The organism is Pandoraea aquatica, assembly GCF_902459565.1.
GTDB lineage: Bacteria > Pseudomonadota > Gammaproteobacteria > Burkholderiales > Burkholderiaceae > Pandoraea > Pandoraea aquatica.
On record NZ_CABPSN010000002.1, the window covers coordinates 1,126,411 to 1,147,226 of the forward strand.

19 protein-coding genes are annotated in these 20,816 nt (G+C 64.4%); 13 read left to right on the forward strand and 6 right to left on the reverse strand.

Translation table 11 applies throughout. The features are described from left to right. Positions 1-149: 149 nt before the first annotated feature. Genes PAQ31011_RS10685 through PAQ31011_RS10695 form a run of 3 tightly spaced genes read left to right on the forward strand, consistent with a single transcriptional unit; the run spans position 150 to position 3,680 of the window. The gene (locus PAQ31011_RS10685) at positions 150-1,583 is read left to right on the forward strand and encodes an MFS transporter (protein WP_150575738.1); all 1,434 of its coding nucleotides are present in this window, start codon (positions 150-152) and stop codon (positions 1,581-1,583) included. A gap of 58 nt (positions 1,584-1,641) precedes the next feature. Further along, complete coding sequence (locus tag PAQ31011_RS10690; RefSeq protein WP_150575739.1) at positions 1,642-2,841, forward strand: CaiB/BaiF CoA transferase family protein; 1,200 nt, start codon at positions 1,642-1,644, stop codon at positions 2,839-2,841. Positions 2,842-2,843: 2 nt separating this feature from the next. Next, positions 2,844-3,680: a citryl-CoA lyase gene (locus tag PAQ31011_RS10695; RefSeq protein ID WP_174990069.1), complete on the forward strand. Its 837-nt coding sequence runs from the start codon at positions 2,844-2,846 to the stop codon at positions 3,678-3,680. Here the strand turns inward: PAQ31011_RS10695 and PAQ31011_RS10700 are convergent. Continuing rightward, a complete protein-coding gene (locus tag PAQ31011_RS10700) occupies positions 3,656-4,423 on the reverse strand; it encodes an IclR family transcriptional regulator (RefSeq protein ID WP_150575740.1) in 768 nt (255 codons plus the stop codon). The two genes, PAQ31011_RS10695 and PAQ31011_RS10700, sit on opposite strands and share 25 nt — an antisense overlap. Before the next feature lie 248 nt (positions 4,424-4,671). Here PAQ31011_RS10700 and PAQ31011_RS10705 point away from each other — a divergent pair, with 248 nt between their 5' ends. Both PAQ31011_RS10705 and PAQ31011_RS10710 read left to right on the forward strand, forming a co-directional pair. Beyond that, positions 4,672-5,844, forward strand: a complete 1,173-nt coding sequence (locus PAQ31011_RS10705; RefSeq protein WP_150575741.1) for an AAA family ATPase — start codon at positions 4,672-4,674, stop codon at positions 5,842-5,844. 369 nt (positions 5,845-6,213) lie between these two features. Beyond that, on the forward strand, positions 6,214-6,570 hold the full coding sequence (locus PAQ31011_RS10710) for a hypothetical protein (protein WP_150575742.1): 357 nt from the start codon (positions 6,214-6,216) through the stop codon (positions 6,568-6,570). Positions 6,571-6,648: 78 nt separating this feature from the next. Here PAQ31011_RS10710 and PAQ31011_RS10715 read toward each other — a convergent pair whose 3' ends face one another. Continuing rightward, positions 6,649-8,070 (reverse strand): aldehyde dehydrogenase family protein, encoded by a 1,422-nt coding sequence (locus PAQ31011_RS10715; protein ID WP_150575743.1) that lies wholly within the window; start codon positions 8,068-8,070, stop codon positions 6,649-6,651. 109 nt (positions 8,071-8,179) lie between these two features. Between PAQ31011_RS10715 and PAQ31011_RS10720 the strand changes: the two genes are divergently transcribed. Next, positions 8,180-9,097 (forward strand): LysR family transcriptional regulator, encoded by a 918-nt coding sequence (locus tag PAQ31011_RS10720; RefSeq protein WP_150575744.1) that lies wholly within the window; start codon positions 8,180-8,182, stop codon positions 9,095-9,097. Positions 9,098-9,212: 115 nt separating this feature from the next. After that, positions 9,213-9,776, forward strand: a complete 564-nt coding sequence (locus PAQ31011_RS10725; RefSeq protein WP_150575745.1) for a hypothetical protein — start codon at positions 9,213-9,215, stop codon at positions 9,774-9,776. Positions 9,777-9,792: 16 nt separating this feature from the next. On the opposite strand, the gene PAQ31011_RS10730 is transcribed toward PAQ31011_RS10725, so the two are convergent. Genes PAQ31011_RS10730 through PAQ31011_RS10740 form a run of 3 tightly spaced genes read right to left on the reverse strand, consistent with a single transcriptional unit; the run spans position 9,793 to position 12,413 of the window. Further along, positions 9,793-10,074 carry a XapX domain-containing protein gene (locus PAQ31011_RS10730; RefSeq protein WP_150575746.1) on the reverse strand — a complete coding sequence of 94 codons (282 nt, stop codon included), beginning with the start codon at positions 10,072-10,074 and terminating at the stop codon, positions 9,793-9,795. Continuing rightward, on the reverse strand, positions 10,071-10,523 hold the full coding sequence (locus PAQ31011_RS10735) for a DoxX family protein (protein WP_150575747.1): 453 nt from the start codon (positions 10,521-10,523) through the stop codon (positions 10,071-10,073). The genes PAQ31011_RS10730 and PAQ31011_RS10735 overlap by 4 nt, the downstream gene beginning before the upstream one ends. Positions 10,524-10,559: 36 nt before the next feature. Further along, a complete protein-coding gene (locus PAQ31011_RS10740) occupies positions 10,560-12,413 on the reverse strand; it encodes an amidohydrolase (RefSeq protein WP_150575748.1) in 1,854 nt (617 codons plus the stop codon). Between the two features lie 293 nt (positions 12,414-12,706). Here PAQ31011_RS10740 and PAQ31011_RS10745 point away from each other — a divergent pair, with 293 nt between their 5' ends. Further along, positions 12,707-13,387, forward strand: coding sequence for a response regulator transcription factor (locus PAQ31011_RS10745; protein WP_150575749.1), 681 nt, complete (start codon positions 12,707-12,709; stop codon positions 13,385-13,387). Between the two features lie 78 nt (positions 13,388-13,465). Here PAQ31011_RS10745 and PAQ31011_RS10750 read toward each other — a convergent pair whose 3' ends face one another. Beyond that, positions 13,466-13,864: a hypothetical protein gene (locus tag PAQ31011_RS10750; protein ID WP_246179473.1), complete on the reverse strand. Its 399-nt coding sequence runs from the start codon at positions 13,862-13,864 to the stop codon at positions 13,466-13,468. A gap of 334 nt (positions 13,865-14,198) precedes the next feature. Here PAQ31011_RS10750 and PAQ31011_RS10755 point away from each other — a divergent pair, with 334 nt between their 5' ends. From PAQ31011_RS10755 to PAQ31011_RS10775, 5 genes are all read left to right on the forward strand, one after another. Then, entirely contained in the window at positions 14,199-15,884 is a 1,686-nt protein-coding gene (locus tag PAQ31011_RS10755; RefSeq protein WP_246179474.1) for a ShlB/FhaC/HecB family hemolysin secretion/activation protein, read from the forward strand. An 88-nt stretch (positions 15,885-15,972) separates the two neighbouring features. Continuing rightward, positions 15,973-17,745 carry a DUF2341 domain-containing protein gene (locus PAQ31011_RS10760; RefSeq protein WP_150575750.1) on the forward strand — a complete coding sequence of 591 codons (1,773 nt, stop codon included), beginning with the start codon at positions 15,973-15,975 and terminating at the stop codon, positions 17,743-17,745. Between the two features lie 12 nt (positions 17,746-17,757). Next, positions 17,758-18,168, forward strand: coding sequence for an ExbD/TolR family protein (locus PAQ31011_RS10765; protein WP_150575751.1), 411 nt, complete (start codon positions 17,758-17,760; stop codon positions 18,166-18,168). A gap of 10 nt (positions 18,169-18,178) precedes the next feature. After that, positions 18,179-18,910 (forward strand): energy transducer TonB family protein, encoded by a 732-nt coding sequence (locus PAQ31011_RS10770; protein WP_150575752.1) that lies wholly within the window; start codon positions 18,179-18,181, stop codon positions 18,908-18,910. Positions 18,911-19,017: 107 nt separating this feature from the next. Then, complete coding sequence (locus PAQ31011_RS10775) at positions 19,018-20,811, forward strand: putative porin (protein WP_150575753.1); 1,794 nt, start codon at positions 19,018-19,020, stop codon at positions 20,809-20,811. Positions 20,812-20,816: the final 5 nt, after the last annotated feature.

Genomic DNA, 20,816 nt, shown 5'->3' on the forward strand with positions numbered 1-20,816 from the left:
CCTTCCCCCCCCCCCCGACACTCCGCGTAAACCCCGATATCCGCCCACTATGTCGAGGCATACCCTTCGACTTCTCATAAAACAGAACGTCATTCTGTCTGACAGAACTTTGCGGAATGACCAGCAACGCAATCCAAAGGAGGATTGAGATGTCGAGTTTGCCTGTCGGCGCGGTGCACGAGTCGCCCGCCGCCCACTCCGGGCCGTCCGACGCGAGTCGGCAGATCAACGCGCGCATCGACCGGTTGCCGGCCACGCGCTCCGTCTGGATGCTGATCCTGCTGCTCGCGCTGGGCGGCTGGTTCGAGTTCTACGATCTTTTCTTCACCGCGTACGTGGGCCCCGGCCTCGTCAAGAGCGGGTTGTACTCCACAACGACGGCGTCGTTCTTCGGCGTGTCGGGTCTCGGTGCATTCGTGGCGGCGTCTTTCGCCGGGCTGTTCATCGGCACGTTCTTTCTGACGGGGCTCGCCGACCGCTACGGCCGTCGCACGATCTTCACTGTCTCGCTGCTCTGGTACTCCATCGCCACGCTCATCATGGCGTTTCAGACCACCGCTCCGATGATCAACCTGTGGCGTCTGATTGCCGGGATCGGCGTCGGCGTCGAGCTGGTGACCATCGATACGTATGTGAGCGAACTCGCGCCGAAGCATCTGCGCGGTCGTGCCTTCGCCTTCATGCACTTGATTCAATACCTCGCCGTGCCGGCGGTGGCGTTGCTGTCGTGGTGGCTGGTGCCGCAACAAGTCTTCGGGATGGACGGGTGGCGTACGGTGGTCATCATCGGCGCGCTGGGCGCACTGATCGTCTGGGCGATTCGCCGTCGTGTGCCGGAGAGCCCGCGCTGGCTCGCGCAGCAAGGCCGCACGGCCGAAGCCGAAGCGATTCTCTCGGCGCTGGAGGCGCGCGTGCAACGTGAGTCCGGTCGTCCGTTGCCGCCGCCGGTGCTGAGTGTCGAGCCCGCTGCGACCAAGGCGAAGTTCCGCGAAATCTGGCAGAAGCCGTATCGCCGTCGCGCCATCACGTTGCTGGTCTTCAACCTGTTTCAAGCCATCGGGTTCTACGGCTTCGCGTCATGGGTGCCCACCTTGCTCGTGTCCAAGGGCATCACGATCACGCACAGCCTGATGTACTCGTTCGTCATCGCCATCTCGAACCCGTTCGGTCCGCTCATCGGTATGGCGATTGCCGATCGCATCGAACGCAAGACGCTGGTCGTGCTCTCGGCGTTGGGCATCGCAATCTTCGGTTCGCTGTTCGCGGTGCAGACCTCGCCCGCCATGCTGATGATCCTGGGTGTGGCGATCACGCTGTGCGGCACGCTGCTGTCGGTCGGCTATCACGCCTATCAGACCGAGCTGTTCCCCACGCGCATTCGTGCCCGGGCCGTTGGCTTCGTGTATTCGATGTCGCGTCTGTCGGCCATGTTCTCCGGCTTCATGATTGCCTTTGCCCTGCGTCATTTCGATGTGACCGGCGTGTTCGCGCTGATCACGTTTGCGATGGTCATGGTGATGGCGTCCATCGGCCTGTTCGGGCCGCGTACCAACCAGCGCACGCTGGACGAAATCTCGCATTGATTTGTACTGATCCGATGCAACTCGCTTCAACCGAAACACGCATTCTTGGGAGCCAACGATGGCATTGCCGCTAGCCGGGGTGAAAGTCCTCGATCTCTCCAACGTCCTCGCGGGACCGTTCTGCGCTTATCAACTGGCGCTGATGGGCGCTGACGTGACCAAGGTCGAAAACCCCGAAGGGGGCGATCTGGCCCGTCGTCTGGGGGCTGACAAAGCGGCCGCCTCACGTCAGATGGGCGCGTCGTTTGTGGCAGTGAACGCCGGCAAGCGCTCGCTCACGCTGAACCTGAAAGACCCGCGCGGCAAAGCCATCCTGAAGGATCTGGTAGCGTCGAGCGACGTGCTCGTCGAGAACTTCCGTCCGGGCGTGATGACACGTCTCGGTCTGGATTTCGACGTGCTGCGCGAGATCAATCCCCGTCTCGTCTATTGCGCGATCTCGGGCTTCGGCGCAGACGGCGAGTTGTCGTCGCGGCCCGCTTACGATCAGATCATTCAGGGCATTTCGGGGGTGATGAGCGTGACGGGCGACGCGCAGAGCGCACCGTTGCGTGTCGGTTATCCGGTGTCCGATACCGTCGGCGGACTGACGGCTGCGTTCGCTATCTGCGCCGCGCTGCTCGATGCGCGCACGACAGGGCAGGGCCGCATGCTCGACGTCTCGATGCTCGAAGCCACGCTCGCGACGATGGGGTGGGTCGTCTCGAACTACCTCAACGCGGGCGTCGCACCGGTGCCGATGGGCAACGAGAACTTCACCGCTGCGCCGTCCGGCACCTTCCGTACCGGCGATGGCCTGCTCAACATCGCGGCGAACGAAACGCGTCAGTTCGTCAGTCTTTGCGCGCTGATCGGCCGCCCGGATATCGCCGACGATCCCCGCTTCGCGCAACGCGATACGCGCAAACAGAATCGTCACGCGCTCAAAGCGGAAATCGAAGCTGCGCTCGCGCACGACAGCGCTGCGAACTGGGAGACGAAATTCGTTGCGAGCGGTGTGCCCGCCGGGCGTGTGCTCTCGGTGCCGGACGTTCTCGCGCATCCGCATCTCGCCTCGCGCGAGTTCGTGCGCGAACTGGATGTGCCGGGCGAAGCGCAGCCGCAGCGCGTGACGCGCGCGGGCTTCCGTCTCTCCGACGGCGATGCTGCGCCAACTGCACCCGCACCTTCGCTCGGCGCGGATACGCTGACCCTGCTGAGCGGCCTCGGCTACGACGCCGCCTCCATCGACCAACTGCGCGCCGACGGCGTGATCTGACCATGAACCCGACACTCGATGCTGCGGCGCTGTGCGCCGATTACTGGAGCACGTCGATCATCGATATCCACCCGGGATCGATCAACGTGCGTGGCTATCCGATTCAGGAACTGATCGGCCATGTGAGCTTTCCGCAGATGATCTGGCTGATGCTGCGCGGCGAGCTGCCGACCGATGCGCAGGCACGCTTGCTGGAGGCGGCGCTCGTCGCGTCGGTGGATCACGGACCGCATGCGCCGTCGATTGCGATCTCGCGCATTGCCACGAGCTGCGGTTTGCCGCTCAACGGCGCGATGGCCTCGGCCATCAATGCGCTGGACGACGTGCATGGTGGCGCGGGTCAGCAGGCCGTCGAGCTGTATCAGGACATCGCGCAGCGGCTGACGGACTCGACCGCCGAAGTGCCGGATCTCACTGACGCGGTGGCGGAGGGTATCGCCGCATTCAACGAGGCACACGGAAAATACCTGCCGGGTTTCGGTCATCGCTTCCACCCCGTCGATCCGCGTGCAACGCGACTGCTCGCCATCGTTGACGATGCTGTGGCGCAAGGGGTGATCGAAGGGCATTACGCGGCCATCGCACGCGGCATCGAAGCGCATCTGAAGGCGCGCAAGCAAAAGCCGGTGCCGATGAATATCGACGGCATCACTGCCGTGATCTATGCCGAGCTGGGATTTGCGCCGGAGCTGGCGCGAGGGGTGTTCGTGTTGTCGCGCGCCGTGGGCATTCTGTCGCACGCGTGGGAACAGCGCGGACGCGGCGAGCGCAACAAAGGCCCGTTGCCGCGTCAGTTGCCGTATCGCTACACCGGTCAGCCGGAGCGCTCGCTGCCCTGAGCGTCGGACGCGCGCCACTGTGCGCGCAGCACCCGCGAGTCACCGCCGAGTCCGTCGGTGGCGCGCGCGGCGCATGAAAACAGATCCGTCAGATGTCGGTCGATGAACGCGCGGTCGATGCGTGAGCTAGGGCCGGCCAGCGTCACCACACCGCGCAGCGTCTGACGCACACCGAACACCGGCATCGACACCCCCGCCGTATCGCGCTCGCGATCCCCCATCGACACGCTGTAGCCCACCTCGCGAATACGGTCGTAGACGTCGCCCGTCTCGCCACCGAAGGCCAGCAACGCCAATCCCCCCGAGCCGTGTTCGAGCGGCAGCACGTCGCCCTCGCGCACGTGGAATCGCACGGCGTGCGTGGAATCGACACGATGCAGACACACGCGCACGGCGTCGTCCCGCACGTAGAACGACACGCTCTCGCCGCTTGCGTCGGCCAACTCGCGCATCAACGGCAGCACAATGTCGCCGAGGTTCAGGTTGCGCTGATACTGCGCGCCGAGCATGAACGTCGCCGGGCCAAGCTGATAGCGGCCGTCGTCGAGCCGCATGAGCATGCGGTGCTGGATAAGCGCGCCCGCGAGACGCAGCAGGGTGCTCTTGTAGAGGCCGGTGCGGGCAGCCAGTTCGGCCAGCGTGAGGGCGCTGTCGTCGGGTTTGAACGCGAACAGAATGGCGCAGGCGCGGTCGATGACGGCAACGCCGGAGCTGTCTTTCGGTTCAGGGGTAACGTCTGACATCGGGGCAGGCGAGGTGTCGCTGTGAGAGGTCGAAACGGTGAGTTTATGTCATGTGGGCGCGGCTGTGCGTCCCTTGAACAGGGGACGTCTGCGAAAGCGCCGCACCGGATTTAGGGAACGTCGGCGGCGCGACGTGCTCGAAGGGATAATCTGCGAACCTCGTCATCCTTGAATCCTCGCGCTCGAGCGCTGCGCTTCCTCCCGTTTGCTCCCGTTTCCTCCCGATTCGTCAAGTCCCCCCGCCTGCCATGCTCACCGCCCTCGCCATCGACAACTACCGTTCCATTCAGTCGCTCGTGATGCCGCTCACACGGCTTAACGTCATCAGCGGGGCCAACGGCAGCGGGAAGTCCAATCTTTACCGCGCGCTGCGCTTGCTGGCCGCCACGGCAAACGACGGCATCATCGGTCCCATCGCGCGCGAGGGTGGGTTGGGCTCCGTGCTGTGGGCCGGGCCGGAGACGATCAGTGAACGCATGCGTCGCGGCGAAGTGCCGATTCAGGGCGGCCCGCGTCAAAAGCGTGAGCGCATGCGTCTCGGTTTCAGCAGCGACACCTTCGGCTATGCCATCTGCATGGGGATGAGCAGCGCGGGAGGGGTTTCCATGTTCGGTGCCGATCCGGAGTTCAAGCACGAGAGCATCTGGGCTGGCGACTTTCTGCGTCCCGCCAATACGCTCGTGGACCGGCAGGGGGGCGTGGTGCGACGTAAGGCGGGGCGAGAGTGGGACATCCTCACCAGCAGCCTGCCACGCTTTGAGAGCCTCTTTTCTCACATTGCCAACGACAACAGCTGCCCCGAGGTGTTCACCGTGCGCGAACGCATTCGCAACTGGCGCTTCTACGATCACTTCCGTACCGATGCAGACGCCCCCGCGCGCTGGCCTCAGATCGGCACGCGCACCGTGGCGTTGCATCACGACGGACGGGATCTCGCCGCTGCCTGGCAAACGATTCGCGAAATCGGCGACCACGAAGCGCTGGCGCAGACGGTGGCGGATGCTTTTCCCGGTGCGAGCGTCACGATCGATGGCACGGGGCGTGGCGGACTCATGCTGGAGTTCAATCAGCACGGCCTGCTGCGACCGCTGAGCGCCGCAGAGCTGTCCGACGGAACGCTGCGATTTTTGCTGCTGAGCGCCGCTTTGCTCACGCCGCGTCCGCCCGAACTGATGGTGCTCAACGAACCGGAGGCCAGTCTTCACCCCGACCTGATGCCCGCGTTGGGACGTTTGATCCGTCGTGCATCTCAGCGCAGCCAACTCTGGGTGGTGTCGCACTCGCAGCGTCTTGCCGCTGCACTTGAAGAAGACCCCGACTGCAATTCGATCCAGTTGGAGAAGTCCTTCTCGGCGACGACAATTCTCGGCCAGCACGCGCTCGACCGTCCCGCATGGCGATGGGCGGATAACGGCAACTGACGTTGGCGAACGCAGGCATGTGGCCGCTGTTGCGTCAGAACTGACAGCCCGCCGCTGCTATCGCAAAGTCCGAAGGCGAAGCGCTGTCAGGATGCGATCTCCTTTCCTTGATGGAGGTCGACGATGAATCCCCTGAGCGCAGCAACGATGAGTGCCGTACCAACGGCGACGCGCACGCTTCACCAGCATTTGTGCCCGCTTCGCGAACGTTTTCGCGCCGATCTCACCACAGTTCGACTCATGCGCGGACACGGGCTTCGCCCGTCGGTCATCCCCGACGCGGTGTTTGTCGAGCCGCGCGGCGCGGGGCAACCCCTGCCGACCCTCTCCGCGAGGCGGACGATCGACCCGACAGTGCCGAAACCCGCAGTGGATTACATGTTTTTCCGTGAACCGTTAAAGGCGAACCCCGCGCTCATCGAAAAGTGGGGCGTCGCGGCGACGGCCGGGAGCGAGTCCGAAGCGTGGTCCGCATTCGTTAGCGACATCAGCGATCGTTTCTTCAAAGGCAGCCGCAAGCAGCGCGTGATGGATGCGCTGATCCTGAGCCTCGACATTCTGCCGCCGGAACGACGCGCGGATGCACTCGCGTGTCTGCTCACAGATGGCCGCGAAGGCATCGCCGCCGTCGAGGAATTCTGGGCGTACGTGGGGATGGACCGCATCCCCGAAGCGGACCGGGCACGCGTAGCGGCGCTACTGCTTCACTACGAGATTGGGAAGTAAGTCCAGCAGCAAATATTGCCGACAGCATGACGGGCGTCGTTGTGCTTCAACGGTGCCCGTCGCGCCATCCGGCTTTGCTCACAACACGCCGAGCACCGCCTTCGGTTCCATGAAGGCTTCAAGTCCGAAGGTGCCGTACTCGCGTCCGATACCCGATTGCTTGAATCCGCCGAACGGCGCGGCAGGTTCGTGGGTGAGGGTGTTGACGAGCACGCGCCCCGCTTCGATTTGCGCTGACACGGCGGCGGCGCGCTCAACATCCGTACCGCAGACATACGCTTGCAAGCCATAAGGCGTGTCGTTGGCAATGGCGATGGCTTGCGCTTCATCGCGGTAAGCAATGATCGAGAGCACCGGCCCGAAGATTTCTTCACGGGCAATCGTCATGTCGTTGCGCACGTCGCTGAAGACGGTCGGGCGTACGAACCACCCGGCGTCCAGCCCAGCCGGGCGACCCTCGCCACCGGCGACCAACCGCGCACCCTCCTCGATGCCGATGCGAATGTAGCGCTGCACGCGATCCCATTGCTTTCGACTGACCAGCGGGCCGATGTGCGTCTTCGGATCGCGGGGATCGCCGGCCGGGAACTGCGCCATCGCCGCGGCGATGCCCGCTTCGAATTCGCGCAGTCGCGCTCGCGGCACGAGAATCCGTGTCCCGGCGACACATGCCTGACCACTGTTCATAAAGCCCGCGCTGAGCGCGAGCGGGATGGCCTCGGTGAAGTTCGCGTCGTCGAGCACGATCATCGGCGATTTGCCGCCGAGTTCAAGCGTCACCCGTTTGAATGTGTCCGACGCCGCACGCAAGATCGACCGGCCCACCGCCGTCGATCCGGTGAACGATACCTTGGCGACGTCGGGGTGTGTGCTGATCTGCGCGCCGACGGTGTCACCGCGCCCCGTCACGATATTGACGACGCCCGGCGGCAACTGCGCGTCGTGCAGTGCTTCGGTCACGATGCGCGTCTGGATCGCACTCATCTCGCTCGGCTTGATCACGGCCGTGCAACCGGCAGCAAGTGCCGCAGCCAGTTTTCCGCAGATGAAGCCCGCATCGCTATTCCAGGGCGTGATGAGTCCCGCCACGCCGAGCGGCTGCATCACGACTTCCGCCGTGCCCGCTCGGCGCACGAAGTCGTAGCTGTCGAGCGTCTTCGCGGCCTGCAACAGGACGTCGCTCGCATGACGCGCCATCCAGCGCGCCCACGCGACGGGGGCACCATATTCCTCGATGATGGCGTCGAGCAAGTCGTCTTCGCGTGCGGACACGGCGGCATGCATGCGCTGAAGCATGGCGATGCGTTCGGCTTTGGTGCTTCGCGAATGCGTCGGGAACGCGCGTTTGGCCGCTGCAATGGCACGGCGGGCGTCTTCGGCGTCTGCCAGACGAACGCGGCCGATGACTTGCTCGGTCGCCGGGTTGAACAGATCGAAAAGCTCGTCACCGTGCGGGGTGACGAAAGCACCGTCGATATAAATCTGATCGATGATCTTCATGATGAGTGGGGGGCGGGGGGAAAGGCTGTCTCGATGACTCAAGATAGTCCGCCGTCATTGATCTGACTAGCCGTACAATCCGGGATGCCTTGTTGAGGAATTTAAGACAATGAAGACGTCGGGACTCACCGAGCTGGAAGCCGTCATGGCGGTGGCGCGTCACCGGAGCTTTCGGGCGGCGGCAAACGATATGGGTGTATCGACCTCTGCGTTAAGCCATGCCGTCGCGGCGCTCGAAGCGCGCATCGGCGTGCGGCTCTTTAACCGGACGACGCGCAGCGTGTCGCTTTCCGAAGCCGGCGCGCAATTCGTCAACAGCGTCGCACCCGCGCTCTCGACGATTCAGACGGCGCTCGATGAAGCCGGCAGCTTTCGCGATTCTCCCTCGGGCACGCTGCGCATCAATAGTTCGGCCGGCGCGGTGCACCGGGTCATGCCCGTGTTGATCGAGTTCTCGCGGCGCTACCCGGACGTCAAGCTGGACATCGTGACGGAAGGCCGTCTCATCGACATCGTTGTGGAAGGGTTCGATGCGGGGATTCGGCTGAGGGAGTCGGTGCCGCAGGACATGATCGCCGTGCCGTTCGGCGACCAACAGTGCTTCGCGGTTGTCGCCACGCCAGCGTATTTCTCCCGCCATAAGCCGCCGCGTACGCCGGACGACTTACGCAAGCATCAGTGCATTCGCACCCGGATGCCGAGCGGCAAGATGTTCCACTGGGAGTTCGAGCGGCACGGCCAAACGATGCGCGTCGATGTGGACGGCCCGATGACGCTGGACGACGGTGCGCTGATTCTGGAAGCCGTGCGCTCGGGCGTCGGTGTGGGATATCTGACTGAGTGGGATGTGCACAAAGATCTCGAAGCGGGCACGCTGGTGCGCGTGCTGCAAGCCTGGACGCCGCCGTTCGACGGCCTCGCGCTCTACTATCCCGGCCGACGTCACATTCCGGCGGCGCTGCGCGCGTTGATCGACGTGATTCGCGAACTGGCGGACGTGAAGTCTCCCAGACGCGCGCGTAGGTAACGGCCGTCTCTCGCATCCAGTGTCACCAGAACCCGAAAATCACAGATCCGACGCGCAAATCGACGTGCCAGACGAGTGCCAGGGTGACGGTTTAGGTCACTTATGGAGAGTCATCATGTACGTTGGGGAAGCAGGACAACCAGCCGCGTGCGCTGGCTCAGTCTCGAAAGAGGAGTGCCGCACTGGCGACGCCGATGAGGGCGAGTTTTCCACAGATCTGACCGGCGCGAGGCAAAAGTCGGAATTGGAAAGCTGGCAGGCTGCGTTGACGCTGCGCGATCCGAATCACGAAGGCTGCGGCGTCGGCGATGAGATGGAAATGGGCTGCGATCCGAAACACGAAGACTACAGTTTCGGTGATGAGATAGCACTGTGCCGTCGCATGGGCCTCGGCATGGGTATGCCCTTCCAATCCGAGGTTGGGAGCACAGGACGACACGCACTGAAGTTGCAGTCTTCGGAGCATCCGCCAGATCGAATTTTGGAATGGCTCAAAAAAATCGAATCATGCCCCACAGAATCCCTCCTGATTGCGCTGGAACACATTGCGGCTCTGAAGGGAGGGGAGGGGCAGGTTCGAGTCATGTCGCAGTTCCTTCGTCTTTCGACGTTTCAAGAAAGCGATCGGACAGCGGCAGCGAGTTTCTTCAAGAAACTCAACGTCGCCTTGCGCGAGTGAAGCGTTGCGCCGGGGCTTACCCCTTCGGCACCTCAGCCTTATCCCCATCCTTCGTCGCCTGCGCGACCGGCCCCGGCAGCCCGGTAATCTTCGGCACGCACTCGCGATGAAACCATACGAGGTTCACCGGCTCCCCGGCGAGCAGACGCTTGACCGGCGGCACAACCTGTTCGCCGATCAGCATGCCGAGCAGACCGATGAGTGCGACGGCAGGCGGTGCTGGTGAGCGCACGCCAAGGCCGCCGTAGATGATGCCGACGAGCACGCCCACGGCAAGCGAAATGACATAGAGCTTCATGATTGACTCCGCGCGGTGCGCGTTCTGAGGTCGTACCACGCCACGGCGATAAAGCCGCCGACGAGTCCGAGGTGTTCGAAGAAACTGTTGGCGAGCATCGTGCGGGTGTCCGGCGGCGCTGACCAGAAGCGATTGGCAAGGAACGTCGCGGCCAGCGTGAATGCTGCCAGCGCCAACGCCCCCAGCCATCGACCCTTGCCCGTCAGGATCATCAGTGAAGCACCGATTTCCAGCACGATGACAGCGACTGCCATCGGTGCCGCAGGCGACAGGCCGAAGTGCTGCATCTCGGCGATGGCACCCGAGAAATCAAGCGCCTTGTCGATCCCACCTTGCAGATACGCGCTGCACAGCAGCAACAGTGCAAGCCAGTAAGCCCAGCCCGGCAGCAACGACGTCTCGCGTGCCAATGACGAGGAAGGATCGGACGACGGCAGCAGCGTAGCCATGACGAACCTCAACAGTGGGTAGCAACGTTATCGAAATCAGAACGCCCAGCACGAGCACCCGAGCGCGCCCCAGAACCCGCTCTCGTCCGACGCGGGGACGTTCGACGACCATGCCTTGGCGTGCGCATGGCCGTGCACGCCGCACGACGTCGCACATGCGCAACTCACGCTCACGTTGAGCACGTTGGGTTGTCGCGGCTGATACCCCACGCCGTGTCGCGCGGGCGACCAGTCAGGCATCGCAGGCGGCAGCGCCGGTGCATAGCTGCCGAAGTCGCCGTCGCCATACACGACCTTGCCGCCCAGCATCGTGAGCACTGAGGTGATGTCCTGAATGTCGTCTTCCGGCACGCTGAAGTAGTCTTCCGACAGCACCGCCAGATCGGCGAGCTGCCCGACCTTGATCTGTCCCTTCTTGCCGACTTCGGACGAGAACCATGTGTTCGCTTCCGTCCACAGACGCAGCGCTTCGTCGCGGTCGAGCAGGCTGCCCGGCGCGGCCATGCGCAGCCCGCCGACGGTCTTGCCGGTCACGAGCCAGTACAGCGACACCCACGGGTTGTACGAGGCGACGCGTGTCGCATCCGTGCCCGCACCGACCTTCACGCCACGCTCCAGCATGCGACGCACCGGCGGCGTCGCCTCGGCGGCTTTCGCACCGTAGCGCTCCACGAAGTACTCGCCCTGATACGCCATGCGGTGCTGCACGGCAATGCCGCCGCCGAGTGCCGCAATGCGGTCGATGTTGCGGTCGCTGATCGTCTCGGCGTGGTCGAAGAACCAGTGCAGGCCGTCGAACGGGATGTCCTTCGCGACCTTCTCGTAGACGTTGAGCGCGCGGGAGATCGTCTCGTCGTAAGTGGCGTGCAGACGCCACGGCCAGCGGTTCTCCGCGAGCAGTCGCACCACCGGTTCGAGATCGTCCTCCATCGACTGAGGCATCTCCGGTCGCTCCACCCGGAAGTCCTCGAAGTCGGCCGCCGTGTACACGAGCATTTCACCCGCACCGTTGTGACGATAGAGATCGTCGCCTTGCCCCGGGCTGACTTGCTTGACCCACTGGCTGAAGTCCGCGAGTTCGGCCTTGGGCTTCTGCGTGAACAGGTTGTACGCGAGGCGCACCGTCAGCTGCCCTTCGCGGTGCAGTTCTTCGATGATGCTGTAATCCTCGGGGTAGTTCTGGAAGCCACCACCTGCGTCGATGACGCCTGTCACGCCGAGCCGGTTCACTTCGCGCATGAAGTGGCGTGTCGAGTTTTTCTGATACTCCGGGGGGAGCTTCGGTCCTTTGGCGAGCGTCGCGTAAAGAATGGTCGCGTTCGGTTTGGCGAGCAGCAGGCCGGTCGGGTTGCCCGACGCATCGCGCACGATTTCGCCGCCCGGCGGGTTCGGTGTGTCTTTCGTATAGCCGACGGTGCGCAGCGCCGCAGCGTTCAGAATCGCGCGGTCGTACAGATGCAGGATGAACACCGGCGTGTCGGGCGCGACGGCGTTCAGCTCGTCGATGGTCGGCAGGCGCTTCTCTGCGAACTGATGCTCGGTGAAGCCGCCGACCACGCGCACCCATTGCGGCGCGGGCGTGCGGTCGACCTGCGCCTTGAGCATGCGCATGGCGTCCGCCAGCGAGCGCACACCGTCCCAGCGAAGCTCCATGTTGTAGTTCAGGCCGCCACGAATGATGTGCATGTGGCTGTCGATCAACCCCGGAATCACGCGTCGTCCCTTGAGGTCGATGACCTGCGTGGCGTTACCGGCCAGGCGCATCACGTCGTCTCGCGTGCCCACGGCGGTGAAGGTGCCGCCGGTGAGCGCGACAGCGTCCGCCTGCGGGTTTGCGCGGTCGAGCGTGGTGAACTTGCCATTGACCAGAATGAGGTCGGGATTTGACATGGGAGGCTCCGGTGGAAAGTCGGCGGACGTTTGCGCCGCTCGCGGATGCCGCCGGCACGGCCCGGAAGGCCGCCGGAGCGCCACGAATGACGGTCCATGAGCGTATGCCGACTCCCGTCGGCCCACTATCGTCTTTTCGTATTAGCGCCCGAACGCCGCGCCGGGCGGTGCTCTGACACGGAAGTCGCGTCCTTGAACCGCAAAAACGCAAGCACGTTCGTGCTTTTTCGCGGTTTTGAACGTCACGTGACTGACGTATACTCAGCTTCACCGAATCAATACATCGCACCTGCATGAACGCGCTTCCGGACAGCGACATCGCGACCGTCTACGTCTTGGCCCAAGACCTGGCGGAGAACGACACGCTTTGTGCACAACTGACCGACGCTGGCCTGCGGGCGCGCGGCCTGACGAGCGCGGCTGCATTTCTCGCCAGTGAGCGCAGCGTCGGACCGGCGTGCCTTGTGCTGGACGCCGACCTGGGTGCGCCCAGTGGCGGCCTCTTGCTCCAGGATGCCCTCATCGATTTGCAAGACCCGATTCCCGTTGTGCTCATCACCGACCGGGCCGACGTGACGACCAGCGTGCGCGGCATGAAAGCGGGCGCGGTCGATTACCTGACCAAGCCGATGCCTGAGGGCGTGTTGCTCAGTGCGGTGGGTGCGGCGCTGGCACTCGACCGGCAACGCCTCGGACGCGAGCGCGCGAGCACCGACGTGATCGAGCGCGCTCAACGGCTCTCGCAACGGGAGCGTGAAGTCATGGCGCTCGTGGCGGCGGGGCGGATGAACAAGCACATTGCCGACGAACTCGGCATCAGCGAAGTCACCGTCAAGATTCATCGCGGGAATGCGATGCGCAAGATGGAAGCCCGCTCGTTTGCCGATCTCGTCATCATGGCGCACAAGCTCGGCATGACGTCGCCCGCGCTGTATCACGGCGGGATCGGACGGAACAGGCGAGAGCTGGCCTGACGTCCATCGACATCGACCGACAATGACAATACGCCACCCACACCGGGTGGCGTTTTTTCTGCTCGGTAGTTCAGTGGATCAGCGACCAGGTGTCACGACAGGCGCAGACGGTGGCGGCGCTGCCGGACGCTGTGGCGTGGCCGAGTTGCCGAAACTGTTTCCCATGCGCTGAGACGTCGCGCTCCAGTTGAACTGTCCGCCGATCTGATTGCTCGGCTTGTTGGCGATCTCTTCGGACTCCAGTCCCGGCGCGCGGCCCGAACCGGGCGCGGAGGCCGGCTGCAACTGATTCGTCAGGCAGTCGTAGGACGGCGAACGCTGGCCGTTCACCTCGACATCCACGCAGCCTGCCCGCGATGCCGGTGCTGCGCCGCCAACGCGCGGCGCGTCGTCCGCCGCTGCGGCGAGCGGCGACACCGCGCCCAGCAACACCGTTGCTGCGATCGTCGCGCCGAGTTTGCCCATTCGATTTTTCATCTGACCCCTAACGTCTGTGCTGTTGCGCTGCCTCGTCATCGCACGTCTCCCCGTCAAAAACCATCGTTATCCATCAGGACTCCGACCGAACAAATCAGGGACAAGCATACGTCAGCCCGCGCGTTTTTCGAGAAAGATGAATTTCTCGTGACAAACGTTAGTTGGTCGTCAGCTCACCCGTCTAGGTATCCGTATTCGAGAGAAATGTCGACACGGATTGCGTGCGGACGGGCGAACCCTGAGGCGTCAGGAAAGCGTCTTGGGTAAGCGCCAGGCCACCGGGGGCACTGCATCGGGCAGGGCCGCGTCGACCTAACAAGTCAGAGTCTTCTATATGCGTTTGATGAAAACGAACCGGCCGTGGCTGCGCTGGGCGGCAGTGTGCGCAGTCACGTTGGGGGGAACTGTTCATGGCGTTGCGATTGCTCAGCAAACCGAAGCAGCACAACCGGACCCATCGCCTGCGGTAGCGCCGCAGGCTGGCGCACCTGCGGCTGACGGCACCAAGGAGAAATCCGCCGACGCGGGCAAGCAGGTGAACATCAACGAGTACATCGTGCGCGGCAATACGGTGCTCGATATTCGCACCATCGAGAAGGCCGTCACGCCTTATCTGGGCCCTAACCGAACGCTCGCCGACATCGAAGCCGCGCGCGACGCGCTGCTCGCCGCCTATCAGGCCAAGGGCTATCAGTCGGTGTACGTCGACCTGCCCGAGCAGCAGGTCACGGGCGGCATCGTCTATCTGAAGGTGAGCGAGACCAAGCTGGGACGTCTGCGCGTTGTCGGCTCGGAATACCACTCGCCGCGCGAAGTGCGCGAGCGCGTGCCGTCGCTGGCCGAGGGCAAGGTGCCTGACTTCAACGCCGCACAGGCGGAACTCACGGCGCTGAACCGCACCGGTGAGCAGCAGGTCGTGCCGCTGGTCAAGCAGGGCGCGGTGCCGGGCACGATGGACGTCGACCTCAAGGTCGAAGACACGAACCCGTGGCGCGCGAGCTTCAGTCTGAACAACGACCGCAGCGCCGACACGAAGCCGCTGCGCATGCTCGCCTCGCTCGGCTACGACAACCTGTGGCAACTCGGCCACCGTGTGTCGATGAGCTTCTTCGGCGCGCCGCAGGACTTCAAACAGAGCAAGGTCTGGTCGGGTTCGTACGTCGCGCCGCTGGGCTCGTCGCCCTGGTCGCTCGAACTCAACGGCTATCAGTCCGACAGCAACGTCGCTACGACCGGCGGCACCACGGTGCTTGGCAAGGGTCACGCGATCGGCCTGAAGACCACGTACACGGTGCCGGACACGGGCAACTGGTACCACGCCTTCAGCCTGGGCGTGGACTTCAAGGACAACACGGAAACCACGCGCTTCGGTACGGCCGGCGACGTGGTGCCGCTCAAGTACGCCCCGATCACGATCGGCTACAGCGGCTTCTATCAGAACGAGAGCTTCCAAGCCGGTCTGAACACGTCGATCACGACCGGCATGTCGAGCTTCCTCGGCTACGGCAGCAGCCCGGCGCAGTTCGACGCGAAGCGCTACAAGGCCTCGCCGAGCTTCACGGTGCTGCGCGCCGACGCGAACGGCACGTACACGATTGGCGGCGGCTGGCAACTGGCCGCGCGCGTGGCCACGCAGCTGACCGACTCTCCGCTGGTCTCGAACGAACAGATCGCCGGTGGCGGCATGAACTCGGTGCGCGGTTATCTCTCGGCAGAAGCCACGGGCGACTACGGCGTGGTCGGCTCGATCGAATGGCGTACGCCGCCGATCCCGTTGCTCGCCCCGATCGTCTCGAACTGGCGCGCCTATGCGTTCTTCGACGGTGCGCGTCTGGGCTTGCGCGATGCGCTGCCGGAACAGACCTCGACGTACTCGCTCGCGTCGCTCGGTGTGGGCACGTCGCTGAAGCTCACGTCGCACGTGACGGGGCGCTTCGACGCCGCCTGGCCGCTGACGAACGGCCCGCGCACCGAACGCTACCAGCCACGCTTCAACTTCAGCGTGACGGCGACTTACTGATCGACGACTTCAACCAAACAACATTTACGACCTGATGCCTGGTGCGCTCACTCGATGCGTCAGGCGGTATACACGGAGAACTACAGCCATGCGACGCATTCTTCCATTCCTGCTTGCGCTGATCGGCACGTTGATGCCGGTGCTCGCGCACGCCTGGTGGCAACCGGATTGGGCGTACCGCAAGCCGATCACCATCGACGCCGGCCCGCAAGGCGGCAACATCACGGGCGACGCCGGCCGTGTGCCGATGCTGCTGCGCCTGCACACCGGTAACTTCAGCTTCGAAGGCGTGAACGAGACCGGCGCGGACCTGCGCTTCGTCGCGGGCGACGACAAGACCGTGCTGAATCACCAGATCGAGCAATTCGATCCGGTGCTGGGCATCGCCCTCGTGTGGGTCGACGTGCCGGCTGTGACCGCGGCCAACAAGCAGCAGATCTGGATGTACTACGGCAACCGCAAGGCACCCGCAGCCGGTAACGGCCAGCGCGTGTTCGACCCGGATTACACGGCGGTCTATCACTTCGGCGAGTCGAACGTGCCCGCCCGCGACACGACAGCCTACGGCAACAACAGCCAGAACCCGGTCGTCACGCTCGACGGCGCGATCATCGGTCGCGGCATTCAGGCGGGCGCTTCGCCGCTCGTGCTGCCTGCCTCGCCGTCGCTGGCCATCGCGGCTGGCAGCAACTTCACGTTCTCGGCGTGGGTGCGTCCGGAGAAGCTCGGCGCGAACGAAGGGATTTACACGCGTCGCGATGGCGGCAGCGATCTGCTGGTGGGCGTCGATCAGGGTGTGCCGTTCGTGCAGGTCGGTGGTCAGCGCAGCCAGCCGGGTCAGCCGATTCAGGCCGGTCAGTGGTCGCATCTGGCCGTCACGAGCGACGGTAAGACGGTGACGTTGTACGTCGCCGGTCACGCCGCCGGTTCGGTCGCCGCAACACTGCCCGCACTGAACTCGCCGACGATCATCGGTGGCGACGCCGATGGCGCAGCCGCTGGACTGGCTCGCTTCTCCGGGGCTGTAGACGAAGTGCGCCTGTCGAAGGTCGCGCGTCCTGCTGCACTGATTCAGACGGACGCCGTCTCGCAAGGTGCCGAATCGCGCCTGATCGCCTTCGGTCCGGACGAACAGCAAGCGGGCAAGAGCCACTTCGCGTTCATCCTCGCGGCCATGCCGGTCGACGCCTGGGTGGTCGTGGTCGTGCTCGGCCTGATGGCGCTGGTGTCGTGGGTCATCATGATCACGAAGAGCCGCAGCTACAGCGCGAAGACGCGCGCCAACACCGTGTTCATGGAGCACTTTCGCCAGGCGTCGGGCGCGCCGCTCGATCAGATCGCGCGCACCAACCGCGTGCCTGACGAAGTGCGCGAACAATCGCCGCTGTGGCGTCTGTACGAAGTCGCGCTCGACGAACTGCACCGCCGCCACGAACTCGGCTACGACACGAGCGCTGTCTCCGACGCGACCATCAGCGCCATTCGCGCGTCGATGGACGGCGTGATGGTGCGTGAAGTCGAAACGATGAGCAAGCGCATGAACTGGCTGTCGACGTCGATCGAAGGTGCGCCGTACGTGGGTCTGTTCGGCACGGTGATCGGGATCATGCTGGTGTTCGTCGTCGCAGCCATGGCGGGCGCGGTAGACATCAACTCGGTGGCCCCGGGCATGGCTGCCGCACTGCTGTGTACGGCAGCCGGTCTCGGCGTCGCTATCCCTGCACTGTTCGGCTACAACTGGCTGGTCTCGCGCTCGGACGCTCTGGCGGCCGACATGGCGGTGTTCGTCGACGAGTTCACGACGCGCCTCGCGGAAGAGCAGGGCGAAGGCCGCCGTCAGCCCGTGCTGCAGCGCGCGTGACGGGGACGAATCATGGCTAACGCAACGCGATTCGCTGCGAAGAAGCGCGCGGGTGGCATCAACATCACGCCGTTCGTCGACGTGCTGCTGGTGGTGCTGGTGATCTTCATTCTCACGAGTAACGCCAGCATTCCCGGCATCAAGGTCGATCTGCCGAAGGCGAGTTCTTCGGTGGCGCTGGAGAAGCCGAAGACCAAGGCCATCACGGTCGACAACGCGGGGCAGGTGTTTCTCGACGCCTATCCGGTGACGCTTAACGAGCTTGAGGATCGCTTGCGCACGGAAAAGGCGGTCACGCCCGACTTCCCGGTGATCGTGCGCGGCGACGCGCAGGTGCAGTACGCCAAGGTCGTGGAAGTGCTCGACCTGTTGCGTCGCATCGATCTCAATCAGGTCGGCCTCGTGACCGGCAAGCCGCAGTAAGGAGCGCAGCGTGAAACCTCGCGATTTCGCGTCTCGCCCCCCGCGCGCCCCGGTTAAGTCGACGACGTCCAGCCCGGCGCTCACCCTCCTGCGGCGTCGTGGCGGGCTGATCGTCGGTGCCGTGGTGGTCATCGGTCTGGCGGCGCTCTTCTGGCACCTGCTCACCGACAAGGCCAGCATGCGCCGCGAGGTCAACAGCCCGCCGATGCTCATGCTGCCTCCGCCGCCCCCTCCGCCGCCGCCTCAGGAGAAGCCGCCTGAGCCGACGCCGGAGAAGGTCAAGCCGGAGGTCGTCGAGCCCAAGCCGGCCGATCCGGTCGAGCCGCCCAAGGACGACACGCCGCCCAGCCCGACCAAGGATCTGGGAGACGCCGTGACGATCAATGGCGACGCGCAGGCCGGCACCGATGCCTTCGGCATTGGCGCAGGCAGCGGCGGCGGCATGACCGGTGGTGGCGGTGGTCTGGGCAGCCGCTCGTACAGCGCCTGGCTCGCCAGCTCGTTGCAACAGGCGTTCGGGCGCGATCAGCGCACCCGCACGCTCGCGTTCGACGACGTTCGCATCGATCTCTGGCTCGACGCCGACGGCCGTGCGACGCGCGTGCAACTGGTGCGCGGCACGGGTAGCTCGACCATCGACGAAGCGGTGCTCGCCATGCTGCGCGACTTCCGTGCGGAAGAGAAGCCGCCTGCGTCGCTGCGCTATCCGCTGGCGATGAGCATTCGGGGACGTCGCCCATGACCGACATCACATGCCAGACGGGCCAAGCGGGCCAAGCGGCCGACCGGGCTGAAGCAGACCATCCTTTTTACGCAAAAGTCACACACAAAATGAAAGCACTGGAACGTATGACTGACGGGGGCGCACGCCGAGGGGCACCCCGTCGCGCCGCCGGCACGGCGGGCGCTGTCGCACTGGCGCTCGCGCTGCTGGGCACCGCCGGACTCGCGCAGGCGCAAGCCCAGGCTGCGCCGCAAGAGACCGCGATGGTCAAGCTCATTCGCGGCCTGATCAAGAGCGGCGCGATCGACAAAGCCACCGGCGAAGCGCTGCTCGCACAGGCCGAGACCGAAGCGTATGCGGCGTCGCAAGCGGCACAGAAGCAAGCCGCTGCCGCCCCGGCGGGTGCCGCCGTGGCGGGTGGTGCGGCAGGTGCAGGCTGGGCCGGTGCCGAGCCGGGCGACGTGCGTATCCCGTACATCTCCCAGACCACGCGCGACCAGATTCGCGACGAGGTGAAGAACGAAGTCATGGCGCAAGCCAAGAGCGAAGGCTGGGCCGCCCCGAACGAGACGCCGGAGTGGACCAAGCGCATTCACATCGAAGGCGACTTCCGTCTGCGTAACGAATCGCGCTTCTACTCCAGCAGCAACACGAACACGCAGATCGACTGGGCGCAGATCAACAAGGGCAATGGCTTCGACGTCAACTCGAACACCAACCTCACGCTCCCGCCGCTGCTCAACACCACGCAGAACCGCACCAACCAGTTCCGTGCGCGCGCACGCTTCGGCATCTTCGCGGACGTGTCCGAACAGGTGAAGGCCGGTGTGCGACTCGCGAGCAGCAACGACGACAGCCCGGTCTCGACCAATACCACCCTGGGCGGCGGTCTGAACAAGAAGAGCGTCTGGCTCGACCAGATGTGGATGTCGTATCAGCCGTTCACGTGGATGAAGGTGACGGGCGGTCGCTTCGCACCCCCGTACGTCACGAGCGACATGCTGTTCTCGAGCGACCTGAACATCGACGGTATCGCCGCGCAGTTCAACAAGGCGCTGCCGACGAACCCGAACGTCGAACTGTTCGGCTCGCTGGGCTTCATCCCGCTGGAATACTCGGGCGACAACTCGCCGTCGAACAGCCAGAGCAAGATGTCGAGCCAGACGAAGTGGATGCTCGGCACGCAATTCGGCGCGAACTGGAAGCTCGACTCGAAGAACAGCTTCCGCGGCACGGTCGGTTACTTCGACTTCCGCAACATCACCGGTCAGCTCTCGTCGCCGTGCGCGCTCTACGCCGGTCAGACGAGCTGCGATTCGGACTGGTCGCGCCCGGCGTTCATGCAGAAGGGCAATACGCTCATGCTGCTGCGTAACATCGCGCTCAACCCGCTCGATCCGGCCAACACGGCACAGCCGCAGTACGTCGGCTACGCGTCGAAGTTCCAGTTGCTCGATCTGTCGGCGCGTTGGGATACGGTGCTCGCCGGCCGCTACCCGCTGCGCTTCGACGTGAACTACATCCGCAACCTGGCCTACAACGAGGGCGAGATGTGGGCGCGCTCGAACGGCGGCATCGTGAACAACTTCGCGGCGGGCACGGCCACGCGCGCGAACTTCAAGAGCGGCCCGAACGCGTACATGTTCCAGGCCACCTTCGGCAAGCCGGTCATGGCCTCGCGCGGCGACTGGAACGTGCTGTTCGGCTACAAGCGTATCGAGCCGGATGCCGTGCCCGATGCCTACAACGATTCGACGTTCCACGGCGGTGGCACGAACGCGAAGGGTTACTACCTGGGCGGCTCGTACGCATTCGACAAGAACGCCTGGATCACGGGCCGCTGGTTGTCGACGAAGGAAGTTTATGGTCAGCCGTTGTCGATCGACACGCTGCAAATCGAAGTCAACGCGCGATTCTAAGGAGG

Bases quoted from the DNA above. Each gene is read 5' to 3' on its own strand.
- PAQ31011_RS10775 (WP_150575753.1), top strand. From the start codon at position 19,018: ATGACTGACGGGGGCGCACGCCGAGGGGCACCCCGTCGCGCCGCCGGC.
- PAQ31011_RS10760 (WP_150575750.1), top strand. From the start codon at position 15,973: ATGCGACGCATTCTTCCATTCCTGCTTGCGCTGATCGGCACGTTGATG.
- PAQ31011_RS10745 (WP_150575749.1), top strand. From the start codon at position 12,707: ATGAACGCGCTTCCGGACAGCGACATCGCGACCGTCTACGTCTTGGCC.
- PAQ31011_RS10695 (WP_174990069.1), top strand. From the start codon at position 2,844: ATGAACCCGACACTCGATGCTGCGGCGCTGTGCGCCGATTACTGGAGC.
- PAQ31011_RS10740 (WP_150575748.1), bottom strand. From the start codon at position 12,413: ATGTCAAATCCCGACCTCATTCTGGTCAATGGCAAGTTCACCACGCTC.
- PAQ31011_RS10705 (WP_150575741.1), top strand. From the start codon at position 4,672: ATGCTCACCGCCCTCGCCATCGACAACTACCGTTCCATTCAGTCGCTC.
- PAQ31011_RS10720 (WP_150575744.1), top strand. From the start codon at position 8,180: ATGAAGACGTCGGGACTCACCGAGCTGGAAGCCGTCATGGCGGTGGCG.
- PAQ31011_RS10700 (WP_150575740.1), bottom strand. From the start codon at position 4,423: ATGTCAGACGTTACCCCTGAACCGAAAGACAGCTCCGGCGTTGCCGTC.
- PAQ31011_RS10690 (WP_150575739.1), top strand. From the start codon at position 1,642: ATGGCATTGCCGCTAGCCGGGGTGAAAGTCCTCGATCTCTCCAACGTC.
- PAQ31011_RS10730 (WP_150575746.1), bottom strand. From the start codon at position 10,074: ATGAAGCTCTATGTCATTTCGCTTGCCGTGGGCGTGCTCGTCGGCATC.
- PAQ31011_RS10725 (WP_150575745.1), top strand. From the start codon at position 9,213: ATGTACGTTGGGGAAGCAGGACAACCAGCCGCGTGCGCTGGCTCAGTC.
- PAQ31011_RS10715 (WP_150575743.1), bottom strand. From the start codon at position 8,070: ATGAAGATCATCGATCAGATTTATATCGACGGTGCTTTCGTCACCCCG.
- PAQ31011_RS10685 (WP_150575738.1), top strand. From the start codon at position 150: ATGTCGAGTTTGCCTGTCGGCGCGGTGCACGAGTCGCCCGCCGCCCAC.
- PAQ31011_RS10735 (WP_150575747.1), bottom strand. From the start codon at position 10,523: ATGGCTACGCTGCTGCCGTCGTCCGATCCTTCCTCGTCATTGGCACGC.
- PAQ31011_RS10765 (WP_150575751.1), top strand. From the start codon at position 17,758: ATGGCTAACGCAACGCGATTCGCTGCGAAGAAGCGCGCGGGTGGCATC.
- PAQ31011_RS10750 (WP_246179473.1), bottom strand. From the start codon at position 13,864: ATGAAAAATCGAATGGGCAAACTCGGCGCGACGATCGCAGCAACGGTG.
- PAQ31011_RS10755 (WP_246179474.1), top strand. From the start codon at position 14,199: ATGCGTTTGATGAAAACGAACCGGCCGTGGCTGCGCTGGGCGGCAGTG.